The sequence below is a fragment of the Bianquea renquensis genome (assembly GCF_014384895.1).
In the GTDB taxonomy this organism is placed as follows: domain Bacteria; phylum Bacillota; class Clostridia; order Lachnospirales; family Bianqueaceae; genus Bianquea; species Bianquea renquensis.
The window spans coordinates 109,262-132,409 of record NZ_JACRSQ010000005.1; the positions used below are offsets into that span (position 1 = coordinate 109,262).

The 23,148-nt window shown below is 50.1% G+C and carries 19 protein-coding genes; 15 read left to right on the plus strand and 4 right to left on the minus strand.

Annotation, left to right across the window (positions count from 1 at the left end):
• Positions 1-33: 33 nt before the first annotated feature.
• On the minus strand, positions 34-864 hold the full coding sequence (locus tag H8730_RS05265) for an AraC family transcriptional regulator (RefSeq protein ID WP_249289529.1): 831 nt from the start codon (positions 862-864) through the stop codon (positions 34-36).
• A gap of 170 nt (positions 865-1,034) precedes the next feature.
• On the opposite strand from H8730_RS05265, the gene H8730_RS05270 reads away from it, so the two are divergent.
• From H8730_RS05270 to H8730_RS05280, 3 genes are all read left to right on the plus strand, one after another.
• Positions 1,035-2,324, plus strand: a complete 1,290-nt coding sequence (locus H8730_RS05270; RefSeq protein WP_249289531.1) for a tagaturonate reductase — start codon at positions 1,035-1,037, stop codon at positions 2,322-2,324.
• Positions 2,321-3,700: a UxaA family hydrolase gene (locus H8730_RS05275; protein WP_249289533.1), complete on the plus strand. Its 1,380-nt coding sequence runs from the start codon at positions 2,321-2,323 to the stop codon at positions 3,698-3,700. The genes H8730_RS05270 and H8730_RS05275 overlap by 4 nt, the downstream gene beginning before the upstream one ends.
• A 308-nt stretch (positions 3,701-4,008) precedes the next feature.
• On the plus strand, positions 4,009-4,854 hold the full coding sequence (locus H8730_RS05280) for a DegV family protein (protein ID WP_249289535.1): 846 nt from the start codon (positions 4,009-4,011) through the stop codon (positions 4,852-4,854).
• A 32-nt stretch (positions 4,855-4,886) separates the two neighbouring features.
• On the opposite strand, the gene H8730_RS05285 is transcribed toward H8730_RS05280, so the two are convergent.
• Positions 4,887-5,702 carry an AraC family transcriptional regulator gene (locus tag H8730_RS05285; RefSeq protein WP_249289537.1) on the minus strand — a complete coding sequence of 272 codons (816 nt, stop codon included), beginning with the start codon at positions 5,700-5,702 and terminating at the stop codon, positions 4,887-4,889.
• Positions 5,703-5,792: 90 nt separating this feature from the next.
• Here H8730_RS05285 and H8730_RS05290 point away from each other — a divergent pair, with 90 nt between their 5' ends.
• Positions 5,793-7,709 carry a glutaminase domain-containing protein gene (locus H8730_RS05290; protein ID WP_283243868.1) on the plus strand — a complete coding sequence of 639 codons (1,917 nt, stop codon included), beginning with the start codon at positions 5,793-5,795 and terminating at the stop codon, positions 7,707-7,709.
• Between the two features lie 50 nt (positions 7,710-7,759).
• Here H8730_RS05290 and H8730_RS05295 read toward each other — a convergent pair whose 3' ends face one another.
• Positions 7,760-8,095, minus strand: coding sequence for a winged helix-turn-helix transcriptional regulator (locus H8730_RS05295; protein ID WP_249289541.1), 336 nt, complete (start codon positions 8,093-8,095; stop codon positions 7,760-7,762).
• Between the two features lie 281 nt (positions 8,096-8,376).
• On the opposite strand from H8730_RS05295, the gene H8730_RS05300 reads away from it, so the two are divergent.
• The 10 genes from H8730_RS05300 (at position 8,377) to H8730_RS05350 (ending at position 20,487) form a co-directional block, all read left to right on the plus strand.
• The gene (locus H8730_RS05300) at positions 8,377-9,006 is read left to right on the plus strand and encodes an NAD(P)-dependent oxidoreductase (protein WP_177714001.1); all 630 of its coding nucleotides are present in this window, start codon (positions 8,377-8,379) and stop codon (positions 9,004-9,006) included.
• Between the two features lie 411 nt (positions 9,007-9,417).
• Positions 9,418-10,887: an IS1096 element passenger TnpR family protein gene (locus tag H8730_RS05310; RefSeq protein WP_177714000.1), complete on the plus strand. Its 1,470-nt coding sequence runs from the start codon at positions 9,418-9,420 to the stop codon at positions 10,885-10,887.
• A 65-nt stretch (positions 10,888-10,952) separates the two neighbouring features.
• A complete protein-coding gene (locus tag H8730_RS05315) occupies positions 10,953-11,987 on the plus strand; it encodes an NAD(P)H-dependent amine dehydrogenase family protein (RefSeq protein ID WP_177713999.1) in 1,035 nt (344 codons plus the stop codon).
• A gap of 117 nt (positions 11,988-12,104) precedes the next feature.
• Positions 12,105-12,974 (plus strand): metallophosphoesterase, encoded by an 870-nt coding sequence (locus tag H8730_RS05320; RefSeq protein ID WP_177713998.1) that lies wholly within the window; start codon positions 12,105-12,107, stop codon positions 12,972-12,974.
• A gap of 26 nt (positions 12,975-13,000) precedes the next feature.
• Positions 13,001-13,948: a deoxyribonuclease IV gene (locus H8730_RS05325; RefSeq protein ID WP_249289543.1), complete on the plus strand. Its 948-nt coding sequence runs from the start codon at positions 13,001-13,003 to the stop codon at positions 13,946-13,948.
• On the plus strand, positions 13,935-15,143 hold the full coding sequence (gene pepT, locus H8730_RS05330; protein ID WP_177713997.1) for a peptidase T: 1,209 nt from the start codon (positions 13,935-13,937) through the stop codon (positions 15,141-15,143). Before H8730_RS05325 ends, pepT begins: the two co-directional genes overlap by 14 nt.
• A gap of 18 nt (positions 15,144-15,161) precedes the next feature.
• Positions 15,162-16,532 (plus strand): aldehyde dehydrogenase, encoded by a 1,371-nt coding sequence (locus H8730_RS05335; protein WP_177713996.1) that lies wholly within the window; start codon positions 15,162-15,164, stop codon positions 16,530-16,532.
• Positions 16,533-16,542: 10 nt separating this feature from the next.
• Positions 16,543-18,513, plus strand: coding sequence for an elongation factor G (locus tag H8730_RS05340; protein ID WP_177713995.1), 1,971 nt, complete (start codon positions 16,543-16,545; stop codon positions 18,511-18,513).
• A 17-nt stretch (positions 18,514-18,530) separates the two neighbouring features.
• A complete protein-coding gene (locus tag H8730_RS05345; RefSeq protein ID WP_177713994.1) occupies positions 18,531-19,703 on the plus strand; it encodes a type III PLP-dependent enzyme domain-containing protein in 1,173 nt (390 codons plus the stop codon).
• Positions 19,690-20,487 (plus strand): Rossmann-like domain-containing protein, encoded by a 798-nt coding sequence (locus tag H8730_RS05350; protein ID WP_177713993.1) that lies wholly within the window; start codon positions 19,690-19,692, stop codon positions 20,485-20,487. The genes H8730_RS05345 and H8730_RS05350 overlap by 14 nt, the downstream gene beginning before the upstream one ends.
• A gap of 96 nt (positions 20,488-20,583) precedes the next feature.
• Here H8730_RS05350 and H8730_RS05355 read toward each other — a convergent pair whose 3' ends face one another.
• Positions 20,584-21,351 carry a Fic family protein gene (locus H8730_RS05355; RefSeq protein ID WP_177713992.1) on the minus strand — a complete coding sequence of 256 codons (768 nt, stop codon included), beginning with the start codon at positions 21,349-21,351 and terminating at the stop codon, positions 20,584-20,586.
• A 320-nt stretch (positions 21,352-21,671) separates the two neighbouring features.
• On the opposite strand from H8730_RS05355, the gene H8730_RS05360 reads away from it, so the two are divergent.
• Entirely contained in the window at positions 21,672-23,111 is a 1,440-nt protein-coding gene (locus H8730_RS05360) for a biotin/lipoyl attachment domain-containing protein (RefSeq protein ID WP_177713991.1), read from the plus strand.
• The last annotated feature ends 37 nt before the right edge of the window (positions 23,112-23,148 follow it).

Consider the following 23,148-nt stretch of genomic DNA (forward strand, 5'->3'; position numbering starts at 1 on the left):
CTGGAATGTGAGACACCCAGCACGCAGCCTCGCTCAGCTCAGAAGACCGTTAGCTTGCACCGCTGCATTCATTTTATAGAATTTATAAGGGGTGATTCCCTTTATCTTTTTAAAAACGGAGGTAAAGTAATTGCTGTCATTAAATCCGCATTGTGCGGCGACTTCCGTGATGGAACAGCGGCTCGATGCTGTTAGCAGCCGGGCGGCATTGTGAATGCGCACATGGGTGATATATTCATTGATGCCCATGCCGGATACGGCCTTGAATTTCCTGGAGAGAAATCCCTCGCTGAGAGCAAAGCGTTTGCTCAGCGATTTCAGCGACAGGTCGTTGGCATAATTGGCGCTGATATATTCAGAGACGGTGCGGATCAATTTGTCGGATGCGTTCTCATGCGGAATGGAATCGCATTTTAGGCGGCAGAGCAGTGTCAGAAGCTCCAGGATGTAGAGACGGATCATGATCTGCTGAAAGGCACTGTGCTTTTCAAATTCAGTTTCCAGCTTGTGCAGAATTTCTTCCACCTGATACAGTTGATTGACTGGGAGACTGATCCGTTTGCACCCACAGAGTTCGTCCAGGAGGGGACGGGTTTCGCTGTCAATCAGACTGTCGTTAAAGCTTATGAGCATCCGCTCACTGTGAAGACAGGTCTCGCTATCTGTCTTGTGCAGAACCCCCTTGGGGATCATGATAAAATTGCCGGGCTCCAAATGAAAGATTTCATCGCCAACAAAGTATTTTGTTTCCCCGTTCCTCAGGTAGTACAACTCATAACTGCTGTGACAATGGATACCGGTAATTTTGCGCTGGTTGGTCACCTTGTTGTGAGAAAATAGTGGATTTTTCCCTTCCAGATCCATATGGAACTCCCCCTTTTGCGTATCTACACTACAAGTTTACCACAGGAAACCTGATGGGACAATCAAAATATTCGTGTTTTTCTTGAAACTAGGCAAAATAATAGAGGCAAACATAAAAATATTGATATATACTAAAAAAATAAGGTTGGCGGGAGAATAGGAGGAAAGATATGGGTACCAAACCAGAGCGGTGTGAAAAGATCATTCAATTTGGAGAAGGAGGCTTTTTGCGAGGTTTTGCAGACTGGATTATCCAGCTGACGGACGAGGCGACGGATTTTAACGCGTCTGTCGTCGTTGTGCAGCCGATTGAGCATGGAATGTGCGCAAAACTGGAAGAGCAAAACTGTGTCTATACGCACATCATGCGCGGAATGAAAAACGGGATCCCGACTGTGGAGCAAAAGCGAATCGACGTCATCTCCAGAACGGTGGAGCCCTATAAGGATTTTGAGGCGTACCTCAAGCTGGCAGAAAATCCGGATTTTCGGTTTATCCTTTCCAACACAACGGAAGCCGGGATTGTCTTCGACGGTGAGGATAAACCCGAACATGCGCCGAATCTAACATTCCCGGCAAAGGTGACACTGCTGCTGCACCGGCGCTTTGCCATGGGATTGAAGGGCTTTATCTTTCTGCCCTGCGAGCTGATCGAACAAAACGGTACCACACTGAAACAGTGCGTGATCGACTATGCAAAACTTTGGGGGCTGGGTGATGATTTTATTGCCTGGGTTCAGCGGGACAATATCTTTTACAATACTCTTGTGGACAGAATTGTGACGGGGTATCCCCGGGATGAAAAAATCGATCTTGAGTATGAGGACAACATGGTCAATACCAGCGAGCTCTTCCATCTGTGGGTCATCGAGGGGCCGGCCTCCATCAAAGAGGAATTTCCCTTCCACAAGGCGGGGCTGAACATCATTGTCACGGATAATCTGGAGCCGTATCGGACGCGCAAGGTGCGCATCTTAAACGGCGCGCACACGGCCATGATTCCCTACGCCATGTTAAGCGGACTGGAAACGGTGGGTGACTGTATGGACGATGCCAAGATGAGCGCCTTTGTCAAGGCCTGTGTTTACGATGAAATCCTTACAACCCTCGATCTGCCCGAGCAGGAGCTGCGCGAGTACGCCGACAATGTCTTCGAGCGCTTTTGTAATCCATATATCCGGCATCTGTGTGCCTCCATAGCCTTGAATTCCGTCAGCAAATTCAAGGTGCGCGTTCTGCCCTCCATCCTGGAATACATAAAGCGGTGCGGGGAGCTGCCAGAGCATTTGATCTTCTCTTTTGCCAAGCTGATTGAATTCTATAAAACCGGTACGCCCAACGACGACGATAAGATAATCGCCTTTATGAAGCAATCGGATGTGCCCTCGATTCTATCCAACACAACACTCTGGGGCAGCGACCTGAGGTATCTGACCGAAGCTGTGGAGCGCGCCTTATGAGAATTCATCCCCTGGATAATGTGGAGGTCAATCTGGAAAATGGACATAAGTATGCGCTGCGTCCTATCGAAGACGGTGAAATGATTCTTAAATATGGCAATCCCATTGGACATGCGATCCGGGATATTGCCAAGGGCGAGCATGTTCACAGCCATAATATGCGGACAAATCTCAGCGGCAATCTGGAGTACAGGTATCAGCCCAACTATGTGGAGACGGAGAGGGTCCCTACCAGCCAGACCTTTTTAGGCTATGTGCGCGAAGATGGCGAGGTCGGGATCCGCAACGATGTTTGGATCATCCACACCGTCGGCTGTGTGAACAAGGTGGGCAAAAGGATTGCGGAGCTTACGGGAGCAAAGTGCTTTGAGCATCCCTTTGGCTGCTCGCAGCTAGGGGATGACCAGAAAATTACACAGCTGATTTTGCGGGGATTGGTCAATCACCCCAATGCAGCAGGCGTTCTTGTGCTGGGACTCGGCTGCGAAAACAACAATATTGCAGAATTTCAGAAGGTACTTGGAAGCTGGAACCCTAAGCGAGTGTCTTTCTTAAACGCTCAGGAATGCGAAGACGAAATCGAAGAGGGCGTGCAACTTGTCCGCCAGTTGCAGCGGTATGCGGACACTTTTCAGCGAGTGCCGGTGCCGGTTTCCAAACTAAAAATTGGACTTAAATGCGGCGGCAGCGATGGTTTCAGCGGAATCACCGCCAATCCGCTGGTGGGCTCACTGTCGGACCGGCTAGTCTCCTACGGGGCAAGCTGTGTTCTGACGGAAGTGCCGGAAATGTTTGGCGCAGAGCATCTGCTAATGCAGCGCTGTCCCACAGAGGAACTCTTTCAAAAGACAGTGGAGCTGATCAATAATTTTAAAGACTACTTCACACGCCATCATCAGGTGATCTATGAAAATCCTTCGCCGGGAAACAAGGCAGGGGGCATTACGACGCTGGAAGAGAAATCCCTCGGATGCGTTCAGAAGGGCGGCGGCAGTCCAATTGCCGATGTACTGGATTATGGGGATATGGTGACCAAGAATGGGCTTTCCCTGTTGAACGGGCCGGGAAATGACATAGTCGCCGTTACAAACCTAGTCGCCGCAGGTGTCCAACTGGTGCTCTTTACCACTGGGCGGGGAACGCCGGTGGGAGGTCCCGTGCCGACGGTCAAGATTGCGACAAACCGTACACTCGCAGAAAAAAAGAAAAACTGGATTGATTTTGATGCGTCCCCGCTGCTGGAGGGAAAAACCATGCCGGAGATGACAGAGGCGCTGTTGGACTATGTCCTTCGTGTCGCCTCCGGCGAAGAGACGGCCAATGAGCGGGGCGGTTACAGTGAAATCTCTATTTTTAAAGATGGAATCGTATTATAGGGATTGCCATCCGAAAGAGCGTCAATCGTGCTAAGTGCAGCGCTATGGTATTATCGAAATTTTGAGGGTCAGCAAAGCTTGCATTCACTGTCCCTTTGTGATATGATCATCGTATCCAGAGGGAGGTGTGGAGATGGAGGCTTACACAAAATCTGAATACATTGAGGATCCCAAGATCCCAGGGGCGACTCCTGCACATCGGAGAATGCGGTGCTGGCATAGAGTATCGTCCAGGATCTGTATCACAGCATATCCCATCTGTTGGAACATGAATTGACAAAATGAAAGACGAACGGGAGGATCAAGGAGTGTATAAAATCAAAATCACCGGTGATAGTACCATGGACTTGTCAAAAGAGCTGCTACAGCAGTATGACATGGATGTCATTCCGCTCTATATCAATATGGAGGAGCAATCCTACAGGGATGGGATTGATATTGTCCCGGATGATATTTATTCCTATGTCAACCAGACGGGAAAGCTTTCGAAGACATCGGCGCCCACCATCGAGGATTATACGGAGCTATTTCGCGCTTACAAAAAGGACTATGATGCCATCCTTCACTTTAATATCAGCTCTGATTTTTCCAGCGCGCACCAGAACGCAATGGCGGCTGCGGCACAGATGGAGGGGGTTTACCCCATCGACTCCAGAAGCCTATCCTCCGGCACGGGAATACTCGCCATTGAGGCGGCGGAGATGGCGCAGCAGGGGATGGATCCTCAGTCCATTGTAGACGAAATCCAAAATCTGATCCCCAAGGTTGAGATCAGCTTTCTCATCGATACGCTGGTCTATCTGCATAAAGGGGGGCGCTGCTCGTCCGTTGCCATGCTCGGAGCCAATGTGTTGAAGTTAAAGCCCTGTATTGAGGTTATTGATGGGCGGATGTTGGTAGGGAAAAAATACCGGGGGTCCTATGAATCGTGTGTGATGAATTATGTACGAGACAGGCTCTCCGGAAGAACGGATATCCGAACACACCGTATTTTTTGTACCCATACGCGGTGTGAAAAGGACCTGGTAACAAAGGTATTGGAGGAAACAAAACAATATCAGACCTTTACAGAGAGATTGGACACATGGGCGGGATGTACCGTAACCAACCACTGTGGACCGGGAACTCTGGGAATCATCTATATTCGAAAATAGTCAATGGGACGGCGGTCTACCCGCCGTTTTTTCTATAGGAACGTCTTCGATTGCCGGTATGCCCTTGGCGATACGCCAAATTGCGCCTTAAAAACATTGGAAAAATAGTGAGCGTCGTCGTATCCCAGCTGCCGTGCAATTTCTTGAACCGGCAAGGTGGTATTCTGCAACAAGTTTTGCGCGGCAGCAAGTTTTTGCTGGAGAAGATAGGCGTAGGGCGTAATATGGAACGTTTTTTTAAACAGTTTGGTTGTGTAGTCCGGGGACCGGCCGATGGCGCGCGCGAGCTGTGAGATGGAGATGGAACCGGACACCGCCTTGTCCAGAGCCTGCCGCAGGATGACTGCTTCGCTTGAAATAGCAGGTGTATGGGGCTTTGTATCGTAAAGCACGGTGAGAATGCGGTGGAAAAGAAGTGCGCACTGATGAAAGGTGCGCCGTGTATCGGAACCGGATGTAAAGGCAGTCTGGATAAACTCGCGAAAAAGGGGTTCCACAGGGCAGCGGTGCAGGACCACGGGATTGCCGATCTCATACTGGTCCAGGAGAAGTTCAACCAGGGAGCCGTCAAGGTTAAAGAATAGTTTTATCCATGGATCCTTCGCGTCGGAGGAATACGTATGGCAGGTGCCCTTCCGCAGAATGTAGACATCTCCAGAGGAGGCGGTAAAAGATTCTCCGTCACAGAGGATCGAACCTGTCCCTTTTACCACGTATTCCAGAACGGTTAAGGGACTTTTCATTCGAGAGATCCGATAACTGCCGTCGCAATACGAGATGCCTGTGAGAAGGATTCGAAATGGCAGTGTCGGATCCATACCAGGGAAATATTGTAAGTCTTCGTACAAATAGGATTCCTCACTTTTTACTTGTTTTTTCTATTTCTTTGCGATATATCCAATGGTATACTACAAATATGGAAAAAGCAAGTACTTTTTATGAAAGAAGGAATCCGAATGAATTTGCGAGCACCAGCCGTTCCTCTTATAACGGTGGACCCCTATTTCAGTGTTTGGTCCATGGCTGACCATTTAGCGGGCGATACAACCCGGCATTGGACTGGAAAGCCCAACACGCTACTTGGAACAGTCTCAATTGATGGGCAGTCCTATGGGTTTATGGGCGCACAGGAAAATCTGCCAGCGCTTTCCCAGACCCAGATTTCCATCACTGCGCTGAAGACGACGTACATATTTCGCCAGGATATGGTGGAGCTGACCGCTACGTTCCTGTCACCACAGCTCCCAGACCAATTGGAGATTATGAGTCAACCTGTATCCTATCTGGAAATTCAGACGCGCTTTTTAGATGGACGTCCGCACCACATCTCCATCCAGATCGAGGCGTCAGAAGAGCTTTGTCTGAATTCCAAAGGGCAAATGCCAGTCACGGTTGCCCAGCGGACAGTATCACCTGCGCTTGAGGCGATTGAGATGGGAAGCGCGGAACAACCTATTTTGGCGAAAAAGGGTGATGATATACGGATTGACTGGGGATATTTTTATCTGGCGGTTCGGGGAGGACATACAGCGCAAGCTGCCCACGATGGCATGACATTTGTTCAGGCTGAAGCGCCAGTGTCGCCCGGGCATCCGGCTTTATTCGTGTTTGCCTATGATGACCGGGAGAGTTTACTTTATTTTGGGCATAAGGCAAAAGCGTATTGGAATCGCAACGGCGCTTCCATTGACGATGTGATCCGGCGGGGAATCGCCAGCTATTCGGAACTGTCACGGCAGTGTGACCAGTTTGATGAGAATCTATTTCGCGATGCTGTTCACGCGGGCGGCGAAAAATACGCACAGATTCTGCAATTGGCTTTCCGACAGGTAATGGCCGCACACAAGCTGGCAGTGGATGAGAATGGGGAGATTCTCTATATTTCCAAAGAATGCTTTAGTAACGGTTGCGCCGCAACTGTGGACGTCAGCTATCCCTCCATTCCCATGTATCTGTATTATAATCCGGAATTGATTAAGGGGATGCTTCGGCCTATATTCCGTTATGCGGAGAGTCCGGCCTGGCAATATCCTTTTGCGCCCCATGATGTGGGAACGTATCCAATTTTAAATGGACAGGTCTATAGCAAGGATTCGCTGGATGGACAGATGCCGGTGGAAGAGTGTGGAAACATGCTATTGATGGTCGCTGCAACTGCTATTGTGACTCACGATGTATCCTATGCCGCAGCCCACTGGGATACTCTGTCGAAATGGGCGTCCTATCTAAAAGAGCATGGCGTTGATCCTGAGAATCAGCTTTGTACGGATGATTTCGCCGGACATCTCGCCCACAATTGCAATTTGTCTCTCAAAGCCATCATGGCCTTGGTTGGAATGGCGGCCTTGTGCGAAATGAAAGGCGATGATACGGAAGCTGGAGAATACATGGCCTGCGCCAATGCCATGAAAGAGCGCTGGATCGAAATGGCAGACAATGGCGACGGCACCTATCGTTTGGCCTTTGACCAGCCCGACACCTACAGTATGAAATACAATGTAGTTTGGGATATAGTTTTCGGCAGCCACATTTTCCCTGCGGAAGTGCTGGCATCTGAATTTGCTGGGTATAAGAAGCGAATCCATCCATATGGTATGCCCTTAGATAACCGAAAGACCTATACGAAATCGGATTGGCTGGTTTGGACGGCGACCTTAGCTCGAGAGAAGGAAGAGTTTGAAGCTTTCATTGAACCTCTTTGGAGAGCATATCATAACTCGCCTTCCCGTGTTCCCATGACGGATTGGTATGATACGGTTACATCGATTCAGGCTGGGTTTCAGCATCGAACGGTGCAGGGCGGCCTTTTCATGAAGGTGCTGGAGGCGAGTGGAAAGTGCAGGTATTGGGATTGATAGAAAATAATAGCGGATATCTGGCTTGATTGTCAGATGTCCGCTTCTTGTTAACATACAGATGATTTATAATCTTCGCCCCAATTCCACATAGCATCAAGTATCGGCTTGAGACTCCGACCTAATTCGGTAAGAGAATATTCAACTCTCGGTGGCACTTCCGCATATACTTTTCGATTGACAAGACCGCTTGCTTCCATATCGCGGAGCTGTGCGGTCAGAACCTTTTGCGAGACACTTCCGATAGATTTTTTTAACTCGCCAAAACGCTTTGTTCCCGGCATAAGGTCACGCAATATCAAAACTTTCCATTTATCTCCAATCAAAGTTAAGGTAGTTTCAACGGGGCAGGCGGGTAATTCCTTTACGGATCGTGGCTCATTCATAGTGAACGCCTCCTATAATCGTTTCTCAAAATATTGAACACGCTAATTATAGCATACAGATTTTTGATCAGTCAACATTTTAAATAGATAATAGTTTCTTTTTAGTAACTATAGCACAATAAAGTGCTTACTTTACAACAGAAACTAGAGTGCGTATAATATAGACAGAGCTGAGGGGAACGGCCGCTCCTACGCTCGCAGATGAATTACACGGAGAAACCCAGAATGAAAAGTTAAAAACATTCGGCAGTGACCGAACTGAAATCAAGGAGGAACTCAGTATGAAAATTGCAGTAATATGTGCAAACGGTAAAGCGGGTAAACGTATTGTTAAGGAAGCGGTCAGCCGAGGTCTGGATGTAACCGCCGTCGTGCGCGGGGAAAATCAGACGGTGGCGCAGAAGGTATTGAAGAAAGACCTGTTTGATTTGACTGCCGCCGATTTAAAGGGCTTTGATGTCGTTATTGACGCCTTTGGCACCTGGACGGAGGATACCCTTCCCCAGCACAGCACTTCTTTGAAGCACCTTTGCGACATTCTCTCTGGAACAAATATTCGTTTGCTTGTGGTTGGCGGCGCAGGAAGCCTGTATGTAAATCCAGAACACACCGCGGTTGTATCGGATGGAGCGGATTTTCCGCCGCAGTTTTTGCCGCTTGCAAAGGCTCAGGGGAAAGCACTCTCAGAGCTTCGTCAGAGAGGGGATGTAAAGTGGACATTTATAAGCCCTGCGGGAGATTTTAGAGCAGACGGTGAGCGTACTGGAAAATACATTCTTGGCGGCGAGGAATTGACACTTAATTCCAGAGGCGAAAGTATCATAAGCTATGAGGATTATGCTATTGCTATGATAGACGAAGCTACAAATGGCGACAATATTCAAAAACGGATCAGCGTTGTCAGAGAATAGCCGATTGCTTTTCTCCCCAAACAAAAGCCGCGCATACCGCTGGTTGCGCGGCTTTTATATATGCCTGTGTCAACTTAGGGGAAGCCTGCGCGCCAACGGAAATCAGAGACCGCTCCATCTGTATCAATGCAGATATCGGGACGATATAAAAATGGAAAGCGCAAAAAAGGAGTGCATGGCAAACATAAAATCCTGTGAGATGGGAAAATGTGGTATTTCGACTATAGATTTTTGTCAGTTTCTATGGTATAATAATCGCGTACGCGATTATACGCGCCGGCCGCGCAGTGAGCGAAGCGAACAAACCATTGCGTGGCCGTGTGCAACCCTGCGGAGCGATATCATGGCCGGAGGCCATGGTATAATGACAGAAAGGGTTCTACTATTTGATGAGCAGTGGGAGGAATGGGCATGGGGAAACAGTATACAAACTATACGTTACAAGTTGCGCTGCCAGAAAGGAACGTCAGCCATGTAGTATCACTTTCGGGGAGCAGCACGCTGGAGGAGCTACATCATTTAATTCAGGATGCGTTTGAATTTGCGGATGATCATCTCTATGGCTTTTTTATGGATAATCGCCCATACTCAGAGGATGCCTATTATGCACCGAGTGATGAGGAAGAGCGCTGTGCGGATCAAGTTACACTGGACGAGCTTTCCCTGAAACCCGGCGGAGACTTCCTCTATATCTTTGACTTTGGCTGTGATTGGACTTTCACAATTCATGTTCAGAGGATCGAGCGGGTAGACCGAAAACCGATTCCAACGATTTTGGAGAGCCGAGGTCAGAACCCGAGCCAATATGAGGAAGAGATTGATTTTGACAACATGGAGATATACACGATTCGATCCAGTGCGCAGCCCTTGACAGCCTCCCTGATGAATTTTTATAAAGAAGACTTAAAAGATCTATGCAAGCTCTATTGCGTCAAATCCAAAGCGGCGTGGAATAAAACGCAGCTGGTGGAAGCGCTAATTCATTCTTGGACACAGGATCCGGAAAGTATGCTTCGCGTCTATAGCCAGGATGAAATCGCGTATCTGCTTGACATCTGGGAGGCGGGGGAAAGCACGCAGATGGAGGCGAATGTAGGAACGCTACTGCGATTCCAAGAGCAGGGTCTTCTGGAGATGGAGTTAGACGGTGAGCGCGTTGGTATCCAATACTGTGAACAGGGAAAGGCGCTCTTTCAATCCTACTTCAAAAGCTGTGAGGGGGAGGCAAAGCGAAACTGGTACGCGGAAATCGAGACCTTGACGATGGGCTATATGTGGTGTTACGGGATACTGGAAGAAGATTTGCTTTTCTCCAAGGTCCGCCAATATATGAAGACAGAATTGGATACAGCACAATTTCAGCTATTTCTATGGCAGCGCTATCTCTGGGAGGACTCTATGCACCGGTATATCGATCCAGATTCGGGCACAACGTTTATAAGCTTCGTTGAGAACGAGGAGTTGGATGAAGCCATATTGGAAGAGCGCGCGCAGCATCCGGTTGCGTATCGAGAATTCTCTAAAAAAGAGGTGCTCGATTACTATTATACGGCAGGCATCGGGTCGCTGGACTTGATGCAGGAATTCTACCAATTTATGGAGGAATCCGTATTCCACCATGAGGAGGAAGCGCACGCATTTGTTGTGTTGACCATAGGTATGCTCAAAGGCGGAGCTGCCTTGCCGGACATCGTGGAGGCAATCGTTCCGCCGGCGGCGGAGATTGGAACCAAAAAGAGGAAGCAAACCATTCATTTTTTACAGAACCTCTGCGCGTCTCTTCCAGACTATCGCTACAAAGGGTACACGCCCAATGAAATTCGGCTGCTGGAATCGAACTTGCAAGTGATCTGTGGCGGGCAGGCGGGCAAGAAAAAATAGCCATTTTTGGTTTATTTTCTGAGAAATTACATACACTACTGGCATAAGGAGGTGTGCTAGATAGGATGAAAGAAAAAATTCGAGCGATCCAATATGGATGTGGAAAGATGGCGAAAGTCATAATCCCCTATCTCTTAGAAAAAGGGATTGAAATCGTGGGGGCAATCGACATCAATCCAGAGGTCGTGGGCCTCGATGTAGGAGAGTTTGCAGGCTTGAGCACGCGATTGGGTGTGACAATACGCAGCGATGCGGATGCGGTGTTAGAGGAATGCGACGCGGACATTGCCATTGTGACGCTGTTCAGTTTTATGGCGGATGTCTTCCCGCATTTTGAAAAACTTGCAAAACAAGGCATCAATATCATCACGACTTGTGAGGAGGCGATTTATCCGTGGAATACCGCCGCTGCCCTGACAAATCGATTGGACCGGCTGGCAAAGCGGACGGGCTGTACAATTGCAGGTTCCGGGATGCAGGATATCTTTTGGATCAATCTCATCGCATGTGTTTGCGGCGGGATTGCAAGGATCGACAAGATTGAAGGCGCTGTCAGCTACAATGTGGAAGATTACGGCCTTGCACTAGCGCAGGCACACGGCGTGGGCATGACGCCGGAAGAATTTGAAGAAAAGATTGCCCACCCACAGGTGCTGGAACCGTCCTATGTCTGGAATTCCAATGAAGCGCTTTGCTCGAAAATGGGATGGACCATACAGGAGCAGACGCAGCGCTGTGTGCCATATTTTTATCACCAGGATTTATACTCCCAGACTTTAGGGAGAGTCATTCCAAAGGGGCACTGTATCGGCATGAGCGCTGTGGTCACGACGAAGACCTATCAGGGGCCAATTGTGGAAACCCAGTGTATTGGGAAGGTATATGGCCCAGACGATGGGGACATGTGCGATTGGAGAGTGCTAGGGGAACCGGACACAGAGTTTTATGTGTCAAAGCCGGCCACAGTTGAGCACACCTGTGCGACGATTGTCAATCGGATTCCCAGTGTGTTGGTCTCTCCCCCGGGATTTTATACGGTGGAGAAGATGCCCTACGCGGATTACATGACATATCCGTGTCATCTTTATCTCGATGATTGAGTCTCAAGCTCAGATGACCAACTTCCGGCATCTGAGCTTTTCCATTGCTTTTGCCCTATGACTATGGTACAATTAGAAAAAATTAGAAGCCGGCAGAAAAGGTGAACACAGGATTCCATGAGAAAAGGTAAGAAGAAACGAATTGGATTGACGATTTTTTTAGTCTTAGGTATCGCGCTATGCATTTCCATTGTGGTGAGTAATACGCTCATTGTGGTCACGGAGTATACCATCGCAAGTGCCAAGCTGCCAGCGTCCTTCTCCGGATTTCGGATTGTACAGGTGTCGGATCTGCACAGCAAGGACTTTGGAAATTACCTTATACGTCAGATTCAACAGCAGCGCCCCGATATCGTCGTCATGACAGGGGATATGGTAAATTCGTATGATTCTGATTTTCAAACTTTTTTAACATTTGCTGAGCAAGTCAGCGATCAGTATGAAACATACTATATTGTTGGAAACCATGAACAGATTTTAAAAGAGAGCAAGCGGGAGGAGTTGCTGCACAGGCTTACGGCCATGGGCATCACAGTGCTGGACAATACCTCTGTGGAATTGTCTCGCGATGGCGATGTCATCGACCTGTATGGGATGTGGTTCAATCTGCGGTATTACAAGGATGTGACGGCGGAGTACACACAGGATATCATGTTTACTGAAAAAACCATGGTACAAATTTTAGGGTCCGCCAACCCATCCCATTTTACGCTGTTGCTCACCCATAATCCGCTGTATTTTTCCGCGTACGCGGCATGGGGCGCCGATTTGACTCTTGCAGGCCACATTCATGGGGGCATGATTCGGATCCCCTTTGTGGGAGGACTCTTTTCCCCGGAAAAGGACATATTTCCTAAGTACAGCGGCGGTTTGTATGCGCTGGGCCAGAGACAGATGGTGGTGAATCGGGGACTTGGCAATGGAGGACTTGGATTCAGAATTGCGAATTGTCCGGATCTCTCCGTGATTACGCTGATACGATCATAGAAGAACGGGAAAGGATGAAGGAATCGATGGAAGCAAAACGTATATTGCTCGGATCCCATGTGGGGATGAGCGGACGGGATATGTTGTTGGGGTCGGCAAAGGAAGCGGTCTCCTATGGTGCCAATACCTTTATGATCTACACAGGAGCGCCACAGAATACCCGCCGGAAAGAGATCAAAGATCTGAACATCGAGGCGGGCTGGGACTATATGCAGGAACATGGCATTGCGGAGATTGTCATCCATGCGCCCTATATTATAAATCTCGGAAATTCGGTTAAGCCGGAGATCTTCCAGCTGGCGGTGGAATTTTTGGCTAAGGAAATGGAGCGAACACAAGCGCTGCGGAGCCAGATTCTAGTTCTACACCCGGGCTCCCATGTGGGCGAAGGGGCCGCGAGAGGGATCGAACAGATCGCCAAGGGCCTGAACGAGGTGTTGACTCGGGATACGGAGGTCTATATCGCCCTGGAAACCATGGCGGGAAAGGGCAGCGAAGTCGGCAGGAGCTTTGAAGAACTGGCGCAGATCTATGAGCGAGTCCAGTTCAACGAAAAGCTGAGAGTTTGCTTCGATACCTGTCACACCCATGACGCGGGGTATGACATCGTGAATGATTTTGAGGGTGTGATGGAGGATTTTGACCGGCGACTGGGGAAAGAGCAGATTGCTGTATTTCATATCAACGACAGCAAAAACCAGCGCGGGGCAGCCAAGGATCGCCACGAGAACATTGGATTTGGCTATATCGGATATCAGGCGCTGCGGGCCATCACGCTCCATCCCGACTTTGAAAACATTCCAAAAATTTTGGAAACGCCATATATCCCAGATCCTGATGCCAAGGCGGTCTCCTACGCGCCCTATGCCAGGGAAATTGAAATGCTGAAGGCAGGGCGCTTTGAAGACGAGATGAAGGAACAGATTATAAAAGAAGGACAGACAAAGGAGGAATCGCCGTATGCGGGTGCATGAACGGTTTTTGCACTATGTACAGTATCCCACCACATCCGACGAGAGGTGTGAGGAATGCCCAAGTACCCAGGGCCAGCGGGTTTTTGGCCAGGCTTTGGTTCAGGAGATGAGGGGGATGGGAATGGATACGGCGAGGATCGATGAGAATGGATACGTGTACGCGACCATTCCTGCGACACCGGGCCGGGAAGAGGAGCCAGCCATTGGCTTGATTGCGCATATGGACACATCGGATGCCGCCAGTGGAGATCATATCCGGCCGCAGATCATTTCACAGTACGACGGCGGCGACATTCTTTTGAACAAAGAGCGCGGCATTATAATGAGTCCGGCTGAGTTTGAAAGTCTCACACAGTATGTTGGACAAGATTTAATTGTGACAGACGGAACGACCCTATTGGGCGGGGATGACAAGGCAGGCATCGCAGAGATCCTGACGGCGGCCGCTATCATTCTTGATGAAAAAAGGCCCCACGGGAAGATTTGCATAGGATTCACCCCGGATGAGGAGATCGGACGCGGCGCTGACCGGTTTGATGTGCAGGCGTTCGGCGCCGCCTATGCCTATACAGTAGACGGCGGGCAGTTGGGAGATCTGGAATATGAGAACTTCAACGCGGCGTCGGCGCGGGTGACGATCCACGGGCAAAATATCCACCCCGGCAGCGCCAAGGGGAAGATGAAGAATTCCCTGCTGATTGGCATGGAGTTTCACGCGATGCTTCCTGTCTTTGAAAATCCTGCCTTTACCGAGGGATATGAAGGATTTTCCCATCTGCGGCACATGGAAGGCGATGAGGAGAAAACCATCCTGCAATACATCATCCGGGATCACGACCGTACAGCCTTTGCCAAGAAAAAAGGCCGTTTTGAAAAGATCGCCGCCTATCTGAACGAACGCTATGGGGAGGGGACGGTGGAGCTTGCGCTGGAGGACTCCTATTACAACATGAAAGATCAGATTGCATCCCATATGGAGATCGTGGAGAGGGCTGAGAAGGCGATGCTGGCTGTGGGGGTGACGCCCAAGATTCAGCCTATACGAGGGGGAACCGACGGGGCCAGGTTGTCCTTTATGGGGCTGCCGTGTCCCAATCTCTCCACTGGCGCCCACAATGGACATGGCCGGTTTGAATACGTATGTATACAATCCATGGACCGCATGGTGGAGGTTCTGTTGGAGATCTTGAGATAAAGGAGGGAAGGCAAGCCTATGACAATCGAAGCTTTACTGCAAAAACAGCGCCGGTATTTTGAATCCGGGATCACGCGGCCATATGCGTTCCGAAAAAGTGCCTTAACACGATTGCATGATGCGATCATTAAAAATAGAAAGCAGATTGAGGAGGCTCTATGGCAGGATCTGGGGAAAGCGGGCGTGGAAAGCTATATGACGGAGATCGGTATTGTCCTCGATGAGATCCGGGTGACCTGCCGGAATCTAAAGCGCTGGATGACCTGCCAGAAAGCTCCAGTCTCCATGGCCCAATTTCCGGCTAAAAATCGTGTTCTAACGGAGCCGTATGGGGTTGTCCTACTCATGGCGCCCTGGAATTATCCATTCCAACTCTGCCTCATGCCGCTGATTGGGGCGCTGGCGGCGGGCAACTGCTGTGTCATCAAACCCTCCGCCTATGCGCCAGCTGTTTCGAATCTCGTGGCGTCTCTGCTGGGGGATTGTTTCCCAGAAGGGTATGTCGCTGTGGTCCAGGGAGGGCGGGAGGAAAATCAAACTCTTCTGGAGCAGCGGTTTGACTATATCTTCTTTACTGGTGGGACGGAAGTTGGAAAGGTCGTGCTGGAAAAGGCCGCCAGGTATGTGACGCCGGTGACGCTGGAACTTGGGGGGAAGAGTCCCTGCATTGTGGACCGGACTGCTGATATCAAGCGAGCGGCCAAACGAATCGTCTTTGGGAAATTTCTCAATTGTGGACAGACCTGCGTTGCCCCGGACTATGTTCTGGTTCAGGAGGATCGCATGGGGGAATTGCTGGATGGGATGGCGCGATATATCCACAAGTTTTTTGGCCCCTGTCCACTGGACAGGGAGGAGTATCCCCGTATTATCAATGAAAAACACTACGACCGGCTCTGCGGGCTTATGAGAGAAGGAAAGACCGCCATCGGAGGGCAGCGCCGGAGAGAGACGCTTCAGATTGCGCCCACGGTGATCACCCACGTCAACGGAAATTCATCCATCATGAGGGAAGAGATCTTTGGGCCGCTGTTGCCGGTGATCCCCTACCACTCCCTAGAAAGTGCGATTCGCTTTATCAAGCGAAGGGAGAAGCCCTTGGCCCTCTATCTGTTTACGGAATCGGATTCCGCGAAGAAGCGGGTGCTGAGCCAGATTTCCTTTGGAGGCGGCTGCATCAATGACACGATCTTGCACTTAGCCACATCCCATATGGGCTTTGGCGGCGTCGGCATGAGCGGTATGGGAGCCTACCATGGGAAGAAAAGCTTTGATACCTTTACCCATTATAAGGGCGTTATGGAAAAGAGCCGGCATCTGGATGTTCCCCTCCGCTATCACCCGTATACGGCCTGGAAACGGTGGATGCTCCAGCTTTTTTTGAGATGAGGGGTGTGAGATGAGAAAGACCATCGGCATTCTGGCCCATGTTGACGCAGGGAAGACAACGCTCTCGGAACAGATCCTGTACCATGGAGGGACGCTGCGAAAGAGAGGGCGGGTTGATCATCAGGACGCGTTCCTCGATCAGGATCCGATCGAGAGGGCGAGGGGGATCACGGTTTTTTCCGATCAGGCAATGTTCTCCTACGCAGGCCAGCAGTTCACGTTGATCGATACGCCTGGACATGTGGATTTTTCATCGGAGATGGAGCGGGCGGCGCAGATTTTGGACTATGCGGTCCTGCTGGTCAGCGCAGTCGAGGGCGTACAGGGGCATACGGAAACGATTTGGCATTTACTACAGCGATTGCATATCCCCGTATTGATTTTTATCAATAAGACGGACCGGGTGGGGGCGGATGTGGGCAAGGTTCTCCGGGAACTCAAAACCTTATCCGAAGCGGTGTGGAACATTACAGAGAATCGACTTCTAGCGGGCTTTACCGATGCGCTGGCGCAGGAGCTGGCCGATTTTGACGACGGTCTGTTGGAGCGGTATTTGGAACAGGGCTATGATCCGCAGCAGGAAAGTCAATGGATGGATGCCCTGGGGGACTTGGTGCGCCAGCGAAAAGTCTTTCCCGCTTTCAGCGGCGCTGCGCTGCTGGACCAGGGGATTGAGGAATTCCTTGCCGTCGTCTGCCGGATCACAGCGCAGGAGGATCCTTGTCTTATGGAACAGCCCTTTTCGGGGATCGTCTACAAGATCCGGCGGGACCGTCAAGGAAAGCGGTTAGCCTTTATCAAAATCAAAGAGGGCTCCCTCCGGCCACGGGATGAGATCGCGGTATCAGAGAAGGACGGCGCATTCCAATCTGCCAAGGTGCAGGAGCTTTGGATGAATAATGGCAACCGGTATGAAGCGGTTGCCAGCGCCCACGCCGGCGATGTGTGTGCGGTGACAGGGCTGGATCTGGTCCGCCCAGGCGATGGGATAGGCGCGAAATGCTATCACACAGAATACGAAACACGCCCCCTTTTATCCGCCAGGGTCCTGTACGATGCCGCTATCCCCCATCGCCATGTGCTCCAGTGCCTCCGAATTCTGGAGGAGGAGGACCCACTTCTTTCAGTGCGGTGGGAGGAGGCGCTCTCCCAGATGCAGGTTCGCGTCATGGGTGTCATACAGTTGGATGTGCTGCGGCAGGTGTTGTCCAATCGGTTTGGACTGGCGGTGGATTTTGGAGACTGTGAGGTTCTCTACATGGAGACCGTCGCCGAGCCGGTGATGGGCTATGGACATTTCGAGCCGCTTCGACACTATGCGGAAGTCCATGTTGCCATATCGCCGGCGGCGCGGGGCAGCGGAATCCACTTTGTTAGCCGCTGTTCTGTGGATGTGTTGGAGAGCCAGTACCAAAATCTGATCCGAACCCATGTGTTGGAGAAGGAACACAAGGGAGTGCTGCTGGGCGCGCCCCTTACGGACGTAGAGATTGCCTTGATCACGGGAAGAGCGCATGAAAAGCACACGGAGGGCGGAGATTTTCGCGAGGCCACCTACCGGGCGATACGGCAAGGCTTAGAGAAGGCGAAGAGCCAGATTCTGGAGCCCTATTATCATTTCACTTTGGAGGCGGAGGCCTCCATGACAGGCCGGCTCGTCTCAGACATGCAGAGAATGGCGGCCGTCAGCGATGCCCCCCAGATTCTACAGGATCGCGTTCTGATTACGGGGAAAGGGCCAGCTCGGGAACTGATGCGGTATCCGCAGGAATTCGAATCGCTGACAAAAGGGAAAGGGCGTCTATCCCTCACACCCGCCGGGTATGAGCCTTGTCACAATCCAGATGAGGTGGTGGCAAGAATCGGGTATGACAGAAGGAGAGACCGTGACAATACGTCGGACTCTGTTTTTTGTGCCAAGGGCGCTGGATTTACTGTCAAATGGGATGAAGCAGAACACTATATGCACTGCAAATCATAAAACGAGGTGAAGAAAGCATGTTGAACAATAGTACAATCGCAGGCTGTCTCGAGGCGATGGAGCCGCCTTTATATATATACGACGGCGATAGTATTGCCCAGAGGATCGCCAGAGTTCAGAAGGCATTTCCGAAATTTTCCCTCTTATATTCGGTAAAAGCGAATCCTTATGATAAGATCTTGAATATAATGAGAGAAGCAGGCGTTGGAATCGATGCCGCCTCAGGGAACGAGGTGCTGTTAGCAAAAGGGCTGGGCTTTCGGAGTGAAGATATCTACTATTCATCTCCGGGAAAGACAAGGCGAGATATTCTGTCAGCGATGGAGGCGGGAACCTTGATTGCCGACTCCATTCATGAGCTGGATATGCTCAATGCCATAGCCGAAGAACAGAACAGGGCATTGTCCGTGGGAATGCGACTGAATCTCCCGAATCCCCACATTTTAAAGAGTAAAAAAGAGATTATGGGTGGCCATGCCAGCAAATTTGGCATTGATCCCCAGACTTATGAGAAAAATAGAGAGCGCTTTCATGAGTACAAGCATCTGCGGATTCAAGGGATCCACGTATATTTTGGCAGTCAGATATTGGAGGAGGAAATCTTATTCAACAATTTCAACACCATTGCCACGTACGCGCTGGAGATGGCGAAGGATCTGCCGCTGACCTTTGTTAATTTTGGCGGAGGGTTTGGAATCCCTTACGCAGAGGAAGAAAGGGATCTGGCGCTGGAGAGTGTGGCGGAGCGGATTCATTCCTTGCCGGCCATCCAAGAATTGCTGTCGCGGGGGGTTCGGTGCAATTTGGAGCTGGGGCGATATTTCGTGGGGGATTGCGGTTTATTTGTTGCGGAGGTTGTGGACAAAAAGGAATCCTTCGGTGAAACCTACGTCATTCTCAATGCGGGCATGAATTCCTTTTTCCGCCCCATGTTTACCCACGACTATCACGCCATCCGGCAGATGACGGTGCGGAATGAGACGGAGCAGATTACCGTGGTCGGCAATCTATGTACTCCAATCGATGAATATTATAAGGGGATCACCTTGCCGGCTGTGGAAATCGGAGATATACTGGCCTTTGAGAATGCAGGCGCCTATGGATATTCCATGAGCCTCCTGGATTTTATTTCCCATGACCGGCCAAGTCAAATTATGTTAATAGGAGGAGAGCAAGTTGAATTCCATTGATGCCATACAGGAGCGAGTGTTAGAAATCTCACAGCCGCAGCAGCGAATCGTGCGAGGGCTGTGGAGCACGGATTGTTTTTATAATCCCGATCATAATGGGCGTATCTTTGATTATAAATTCATTGTGACGCAGACTGTGGGACAGGGCTGTGCCTACAGTCTGCGATACGACTATGACCGGAAGGATTTGCTTCAATACGTTGGAAAGGACTGCCTGGAACAGCCGGTCTCCGACGTGGCTCTGCGGGTGTCCATGTTGGATTCCCTGTATGGATATTTCTTTCCGGTTGCCAATCAAACGGTGGAGAGGGCGGTTGGTTCTTCCTACGAAAAGCTGAGCTGGCGAACGAACCTGATCCTTCGGGAGGCGACGCGGCTGCTGGGAAATCTTAAAAATAAGCGGATCCTCAATGTAGGTGTGGTGGGCGATATTTTGAAATGCTTCCATGATCAGCGGAGCAATATTGTTGGAACCGACTATGACGAAACCATCATCGGGACAAAGATGTTTCACGATGTGGAGATCTACCATGGGGATCGAACGCTGCCTCTTTTGGAGGATGCAGATCTGGCCATTGTGACAGGTATGACCATTACAACGCAGACCATCGATTCCATCCTGGAGGTCTGCCGGACGCATAACACAAAGGTGATTCTGTTTGCGGAGACAGGGGCCAATCTGGGGAGCTACTATTTACAGGAGGGCGCGGATGTATTCCTGGGGGAGACGTATCCCTTTTACATCTTTAACGGTCAAAGTGAAATCCTAGTCGGCCGGGGATAGCGAGGAAAGTCCGCGGGACGCAAACGGCAGATACGACCTTGATGGCAGGCGTAAAGAAAGACCGCAGGAATTTTTCTGCGGTCTGTTGACTTTTCGTTACATGGTCTGCATCGGGGAATCTTCCTCTATATCCGGCTCCTGTCCCATGGCAAGGTATTCGTCCAGACGCGTTTCTTCCAATGCGGCAACCATTTCCGCAAAGGGGATAAGGTCACCGCCCACAGCGTATGCTTCCAGCGCCTCAAAGTATTCCAGCCGATCCTCCTTGGCGACGGATACGGGCAGGAAGCCTCCGGCCATGAGCTGGTAGTTCATTAGCATACGGGAGGTGCGCCCATTGCCGTCCACAAAGGGATGGATTTTCACAAACTCCGCGTGCGTCCACGCAGCCAGCTCAATGGTATTTACGTCTGTCCGGTGCGGCAAATTCGCAAAAAAATTTTTGATCTGTCGGTACATTTCAGTGGGTGCAGGCGGCTTGAAACCCGCACCGGAAATACGAACCTCCACACTCCGATAGATTCCGCCGATCAGTATATTTTCCATGAGCAGTGCGTGGATATCCTTTGTGGCCGCCTCGTCAAGTGGCAGGCCTTCCGCTACGCGCTTCTTCACATAGGAGAAGGCTTTCGCGTGATTTGCCACTTCGTAGATCTCCCGAAGCGTTTTCCCGCCAACGGAGAGGCCATCCTCCAGGATCGCTTTCGCCTGAATCAATGTCAGCGTATTGCCCTCGATGGCTGTGGAATTATGGGCATACTCGATATCAAAACTTCTATCAAAACTTTCCAGAGCTTCTTTCGGAATGTGTCCCCGTATCTGTTGGAATTGTTCTTTCTTCTGTAAAAGGCGTTCCCATGTCATGCCTGCTCACCTCACTTTGGTTTCATTTCTAAAAATTATTATACCATGCGCAGCTTTAAATAACAAGTCTCCTGCCGGGTCTTTACCGCCAGGAAATACGATACACAGGCTGACATGGGTGTTATGAACATCAGCGCCCCCATTTCTTACAATTTTCTTATGATTGAAATTGATAAAAAAACGAAATGAACCTGTAACATTTCGATATTATAATAAAAGCCAGGTTCGCTAAGCCAAAGAACTTTTTTATTCGCCCGGTTGAAACTTGGGACAAGTTGTGTTACAATACAACCATTGATTCAGGGAAGGATGATCGATGTTTGTCTAATGAAAAGGGATCGCCCGGCGGCCGCACTGCCAGGAGTCTCCCACCTCGAAAAAAACACCGGCGCATACGGCTGACGACAGTCGTTGCCGTATTTATTTTTATCTATATTGCAGCACAATTTATTCTCTTTCTCAAAAATGAAAAGTTCAGCTATGTCGTTGCCAAAAATGGGGAGATTGAGCAGAGCTTTTCCCTGGACGGCGTGGTCACGCGGGAGGAGCAATTATTCCGCGCTGGGACGGATGGAGTCGTAGAATACTATTATCCAGGGCGGCAGACCCTGCCCAAGTCTACGCTAGTGTGTTCCATTCAAGATGATTACTATGGCGATCTGCTGAATGAAAAGCTCGAGGACATCTATCGGGAGATGGACGGCATCAAGGGCAGCGAGGAGTACTTAGACGAGTTCAAACAGGCGGATTTGGATATCGCGTCGGCAGTGGCGCAGTATCTGCGCGAAAAGGATGACCGCAATTTTTCTCAGGTGTACGATGTGAAAGAGTCGTTGGAGACCGCAGTCGCCAGGCGCAAGGATCTGTATGCTCTGTTACAAAATAAGCGGATCAATGCGTTGCAGCGGGAGCAGGGAGTCATACAATCGCAGCAGCAGGAGAGCAAGAGTTCTCTGTATCTCAGCGAAGCCGGAATTATCGAGTATTCCTATGATGGCTTTGAGGGATGGACGCCGGAGCAGATTGAGTCAGATTTTGTAAAAACTTATGATGGCAAATACGAGTATCTGAATATCAACCTCCAAAAGGTGGAGCAGGATGCGCCGCTGTACCGGTTGATTTCCTCCCAAGATTGGTATATTACAGTCTTTGTGCCTGCGGAGATAGCCGAGTTTTTTTCGGAGAAAAAGAGCGTTACATTCTATTATAATGGCGAGGACCGGCTGCGAGGCAGTATTGTCGCGCTGGAACAGTATGATGCGGATCAGTACAAGCTGACGCTGAAGATGGGATCTCATGTACAGGACTATCTCACTGACCGGATTGTCTCACTGAAATTTATAGTGGATGATTATAAGGGGATCAAGATTCCGGATGCCTGTGTTGTAACGGAGACCTTCTGTGTGCTCCCCCAGTCCTATCTTTTTACCAGCGGAACGGAGACGGGAGTTTTAAAGCAGCAGGGGGAGGGGGATCCGGTCTTTGTGCCGGTGACGGTTTCATGGAAAGATTCGGAATCGCAAACCTGCTATGTGCAGCTTCCAGAGAGCCTCCATTCCGGCGACGTGCTGCGGATGGAGGGATCCCAGGAGACCACCACCATATCGAATTTTGAGGATGTGGAGGGCGTGTATGTTATCAACGGGGGGTACGAGTCGTTCCACAGGATTACTCGGCTGTACCAGTCCAATGGTTACTCGATTATCGAGGGGGTCGATCTTTACGATCGCATCCTGATACCGAGCAAGAGCGCAGAGTAATCGATAGTTTGATATAGGAGGCTATGGCTTCGGAATA

Excerpts from the sequence above, each read along its gene's own strand:
- H8730_RS05325 (WP_249289543.1), top strand. The coding sequence starts at position 13,001 with ATGGAAGCAAAACGTATATTGCTCGGATCCCATGTGGGGATGAGCGGA.
- H8730_RS05345 (WP_177713994.1), top strand. The coding sequence starts at position 18,531 with ATGTTGAACAATAGTACAATCGCAGGCTGTCTCGAGGCGATGGAGCCG.
- H8730_RS05290 (WP_283243868.1), top strand. The coding sequence starts at position 5,793 with ATGAAAGAAGGAATCCGAATGAATTTGCGAGCACCAGCCGTTCCTCTT.
- H8730_RS05275 (WP_249289533.1), top strand. The coding sequence starts at position 2,321 with ATGAGAATTCATCCCCTGGATAATGTGGAGGTCAATCTGGAAAATGGA.
- H8730_RS05315 (WP_177713999.1), top strand. The coding sequence starts at position 10,953 with ATGAAAGAAAAAATTCGAGCGATCCAATATGGATGTGGAAAGATGGCG.
- H8730_RS05340 (WP_177713995.1), top strand. The coding sequence starts at position 16,543 with ATGAGAAAGACCATCGGCATTCTGGCCCATGTTGACGCAGGGAAGACA.
- H8730_RS05310 (WP_177714000.1), top strand. The coding sequence starts at position 9,418 with ATGGGGAAACAGTATACAAACTATACGTTACAAGTTGCGCTGCCAGAA.
- H8730_RS05295 (WP_249289541.1), bottom strand. The coding sequence starts at position 8,095 with ATGAATGAGCCACGATCCGTAAAGGAATTACCCGCCTGCCCCGTTGAA.
- H8730_RS05335 (WP_177713996.1), top strand. The coding sequence starts at position 15,162 with ATGACAATCGAAGCTTTACTGCAAAAACAGCGCCGGTATTTTGAATCC.
- H8730_RS05270 (WP_249289531.1), top strand. The coding sequence starts at position 1,035 with ATGGGTACCAAACCAGAGCGGTGTGAAAAGATCATTCAATTTGGAGAA.
- H8730_RS05300 (WP_177714001.1), top strand. The coding sequence starts at position 8,377 with ATGAAAATTGCAGTAATATGTGCAAACGGTAAAGCGGGTAAACGTATT.
- H8730_RS05265 (WP_249289529.1), bottom strand. The coding sequence starts at position 864 with ATGGATCTGGAAGGGAAAAATCCACTATTTTCTCACAACAAGGTGACC.
- H8730_RS05320 (WP_177713998.1), top strand. The coding sequence starts at position 12,105 with ATGAGAAAAGGTAAGAAGAAACGAATTGGATTGACGATTTTTTTAGTC.
- pepT (WP_177713997.1), top strand. The coding sequence starts at position 13,935 with ATGCGGGTGCATGAACGGTTTTTGCACTATGTACAGTATCCCACCACA.
- H8730_RS05355 (WP_177713992.1), bottom strand. The coding sequence starts at position 21,351 with ATGACATGGGAACGCCTTTTACAGAAGAAAGAACAATTCCAACAGATA.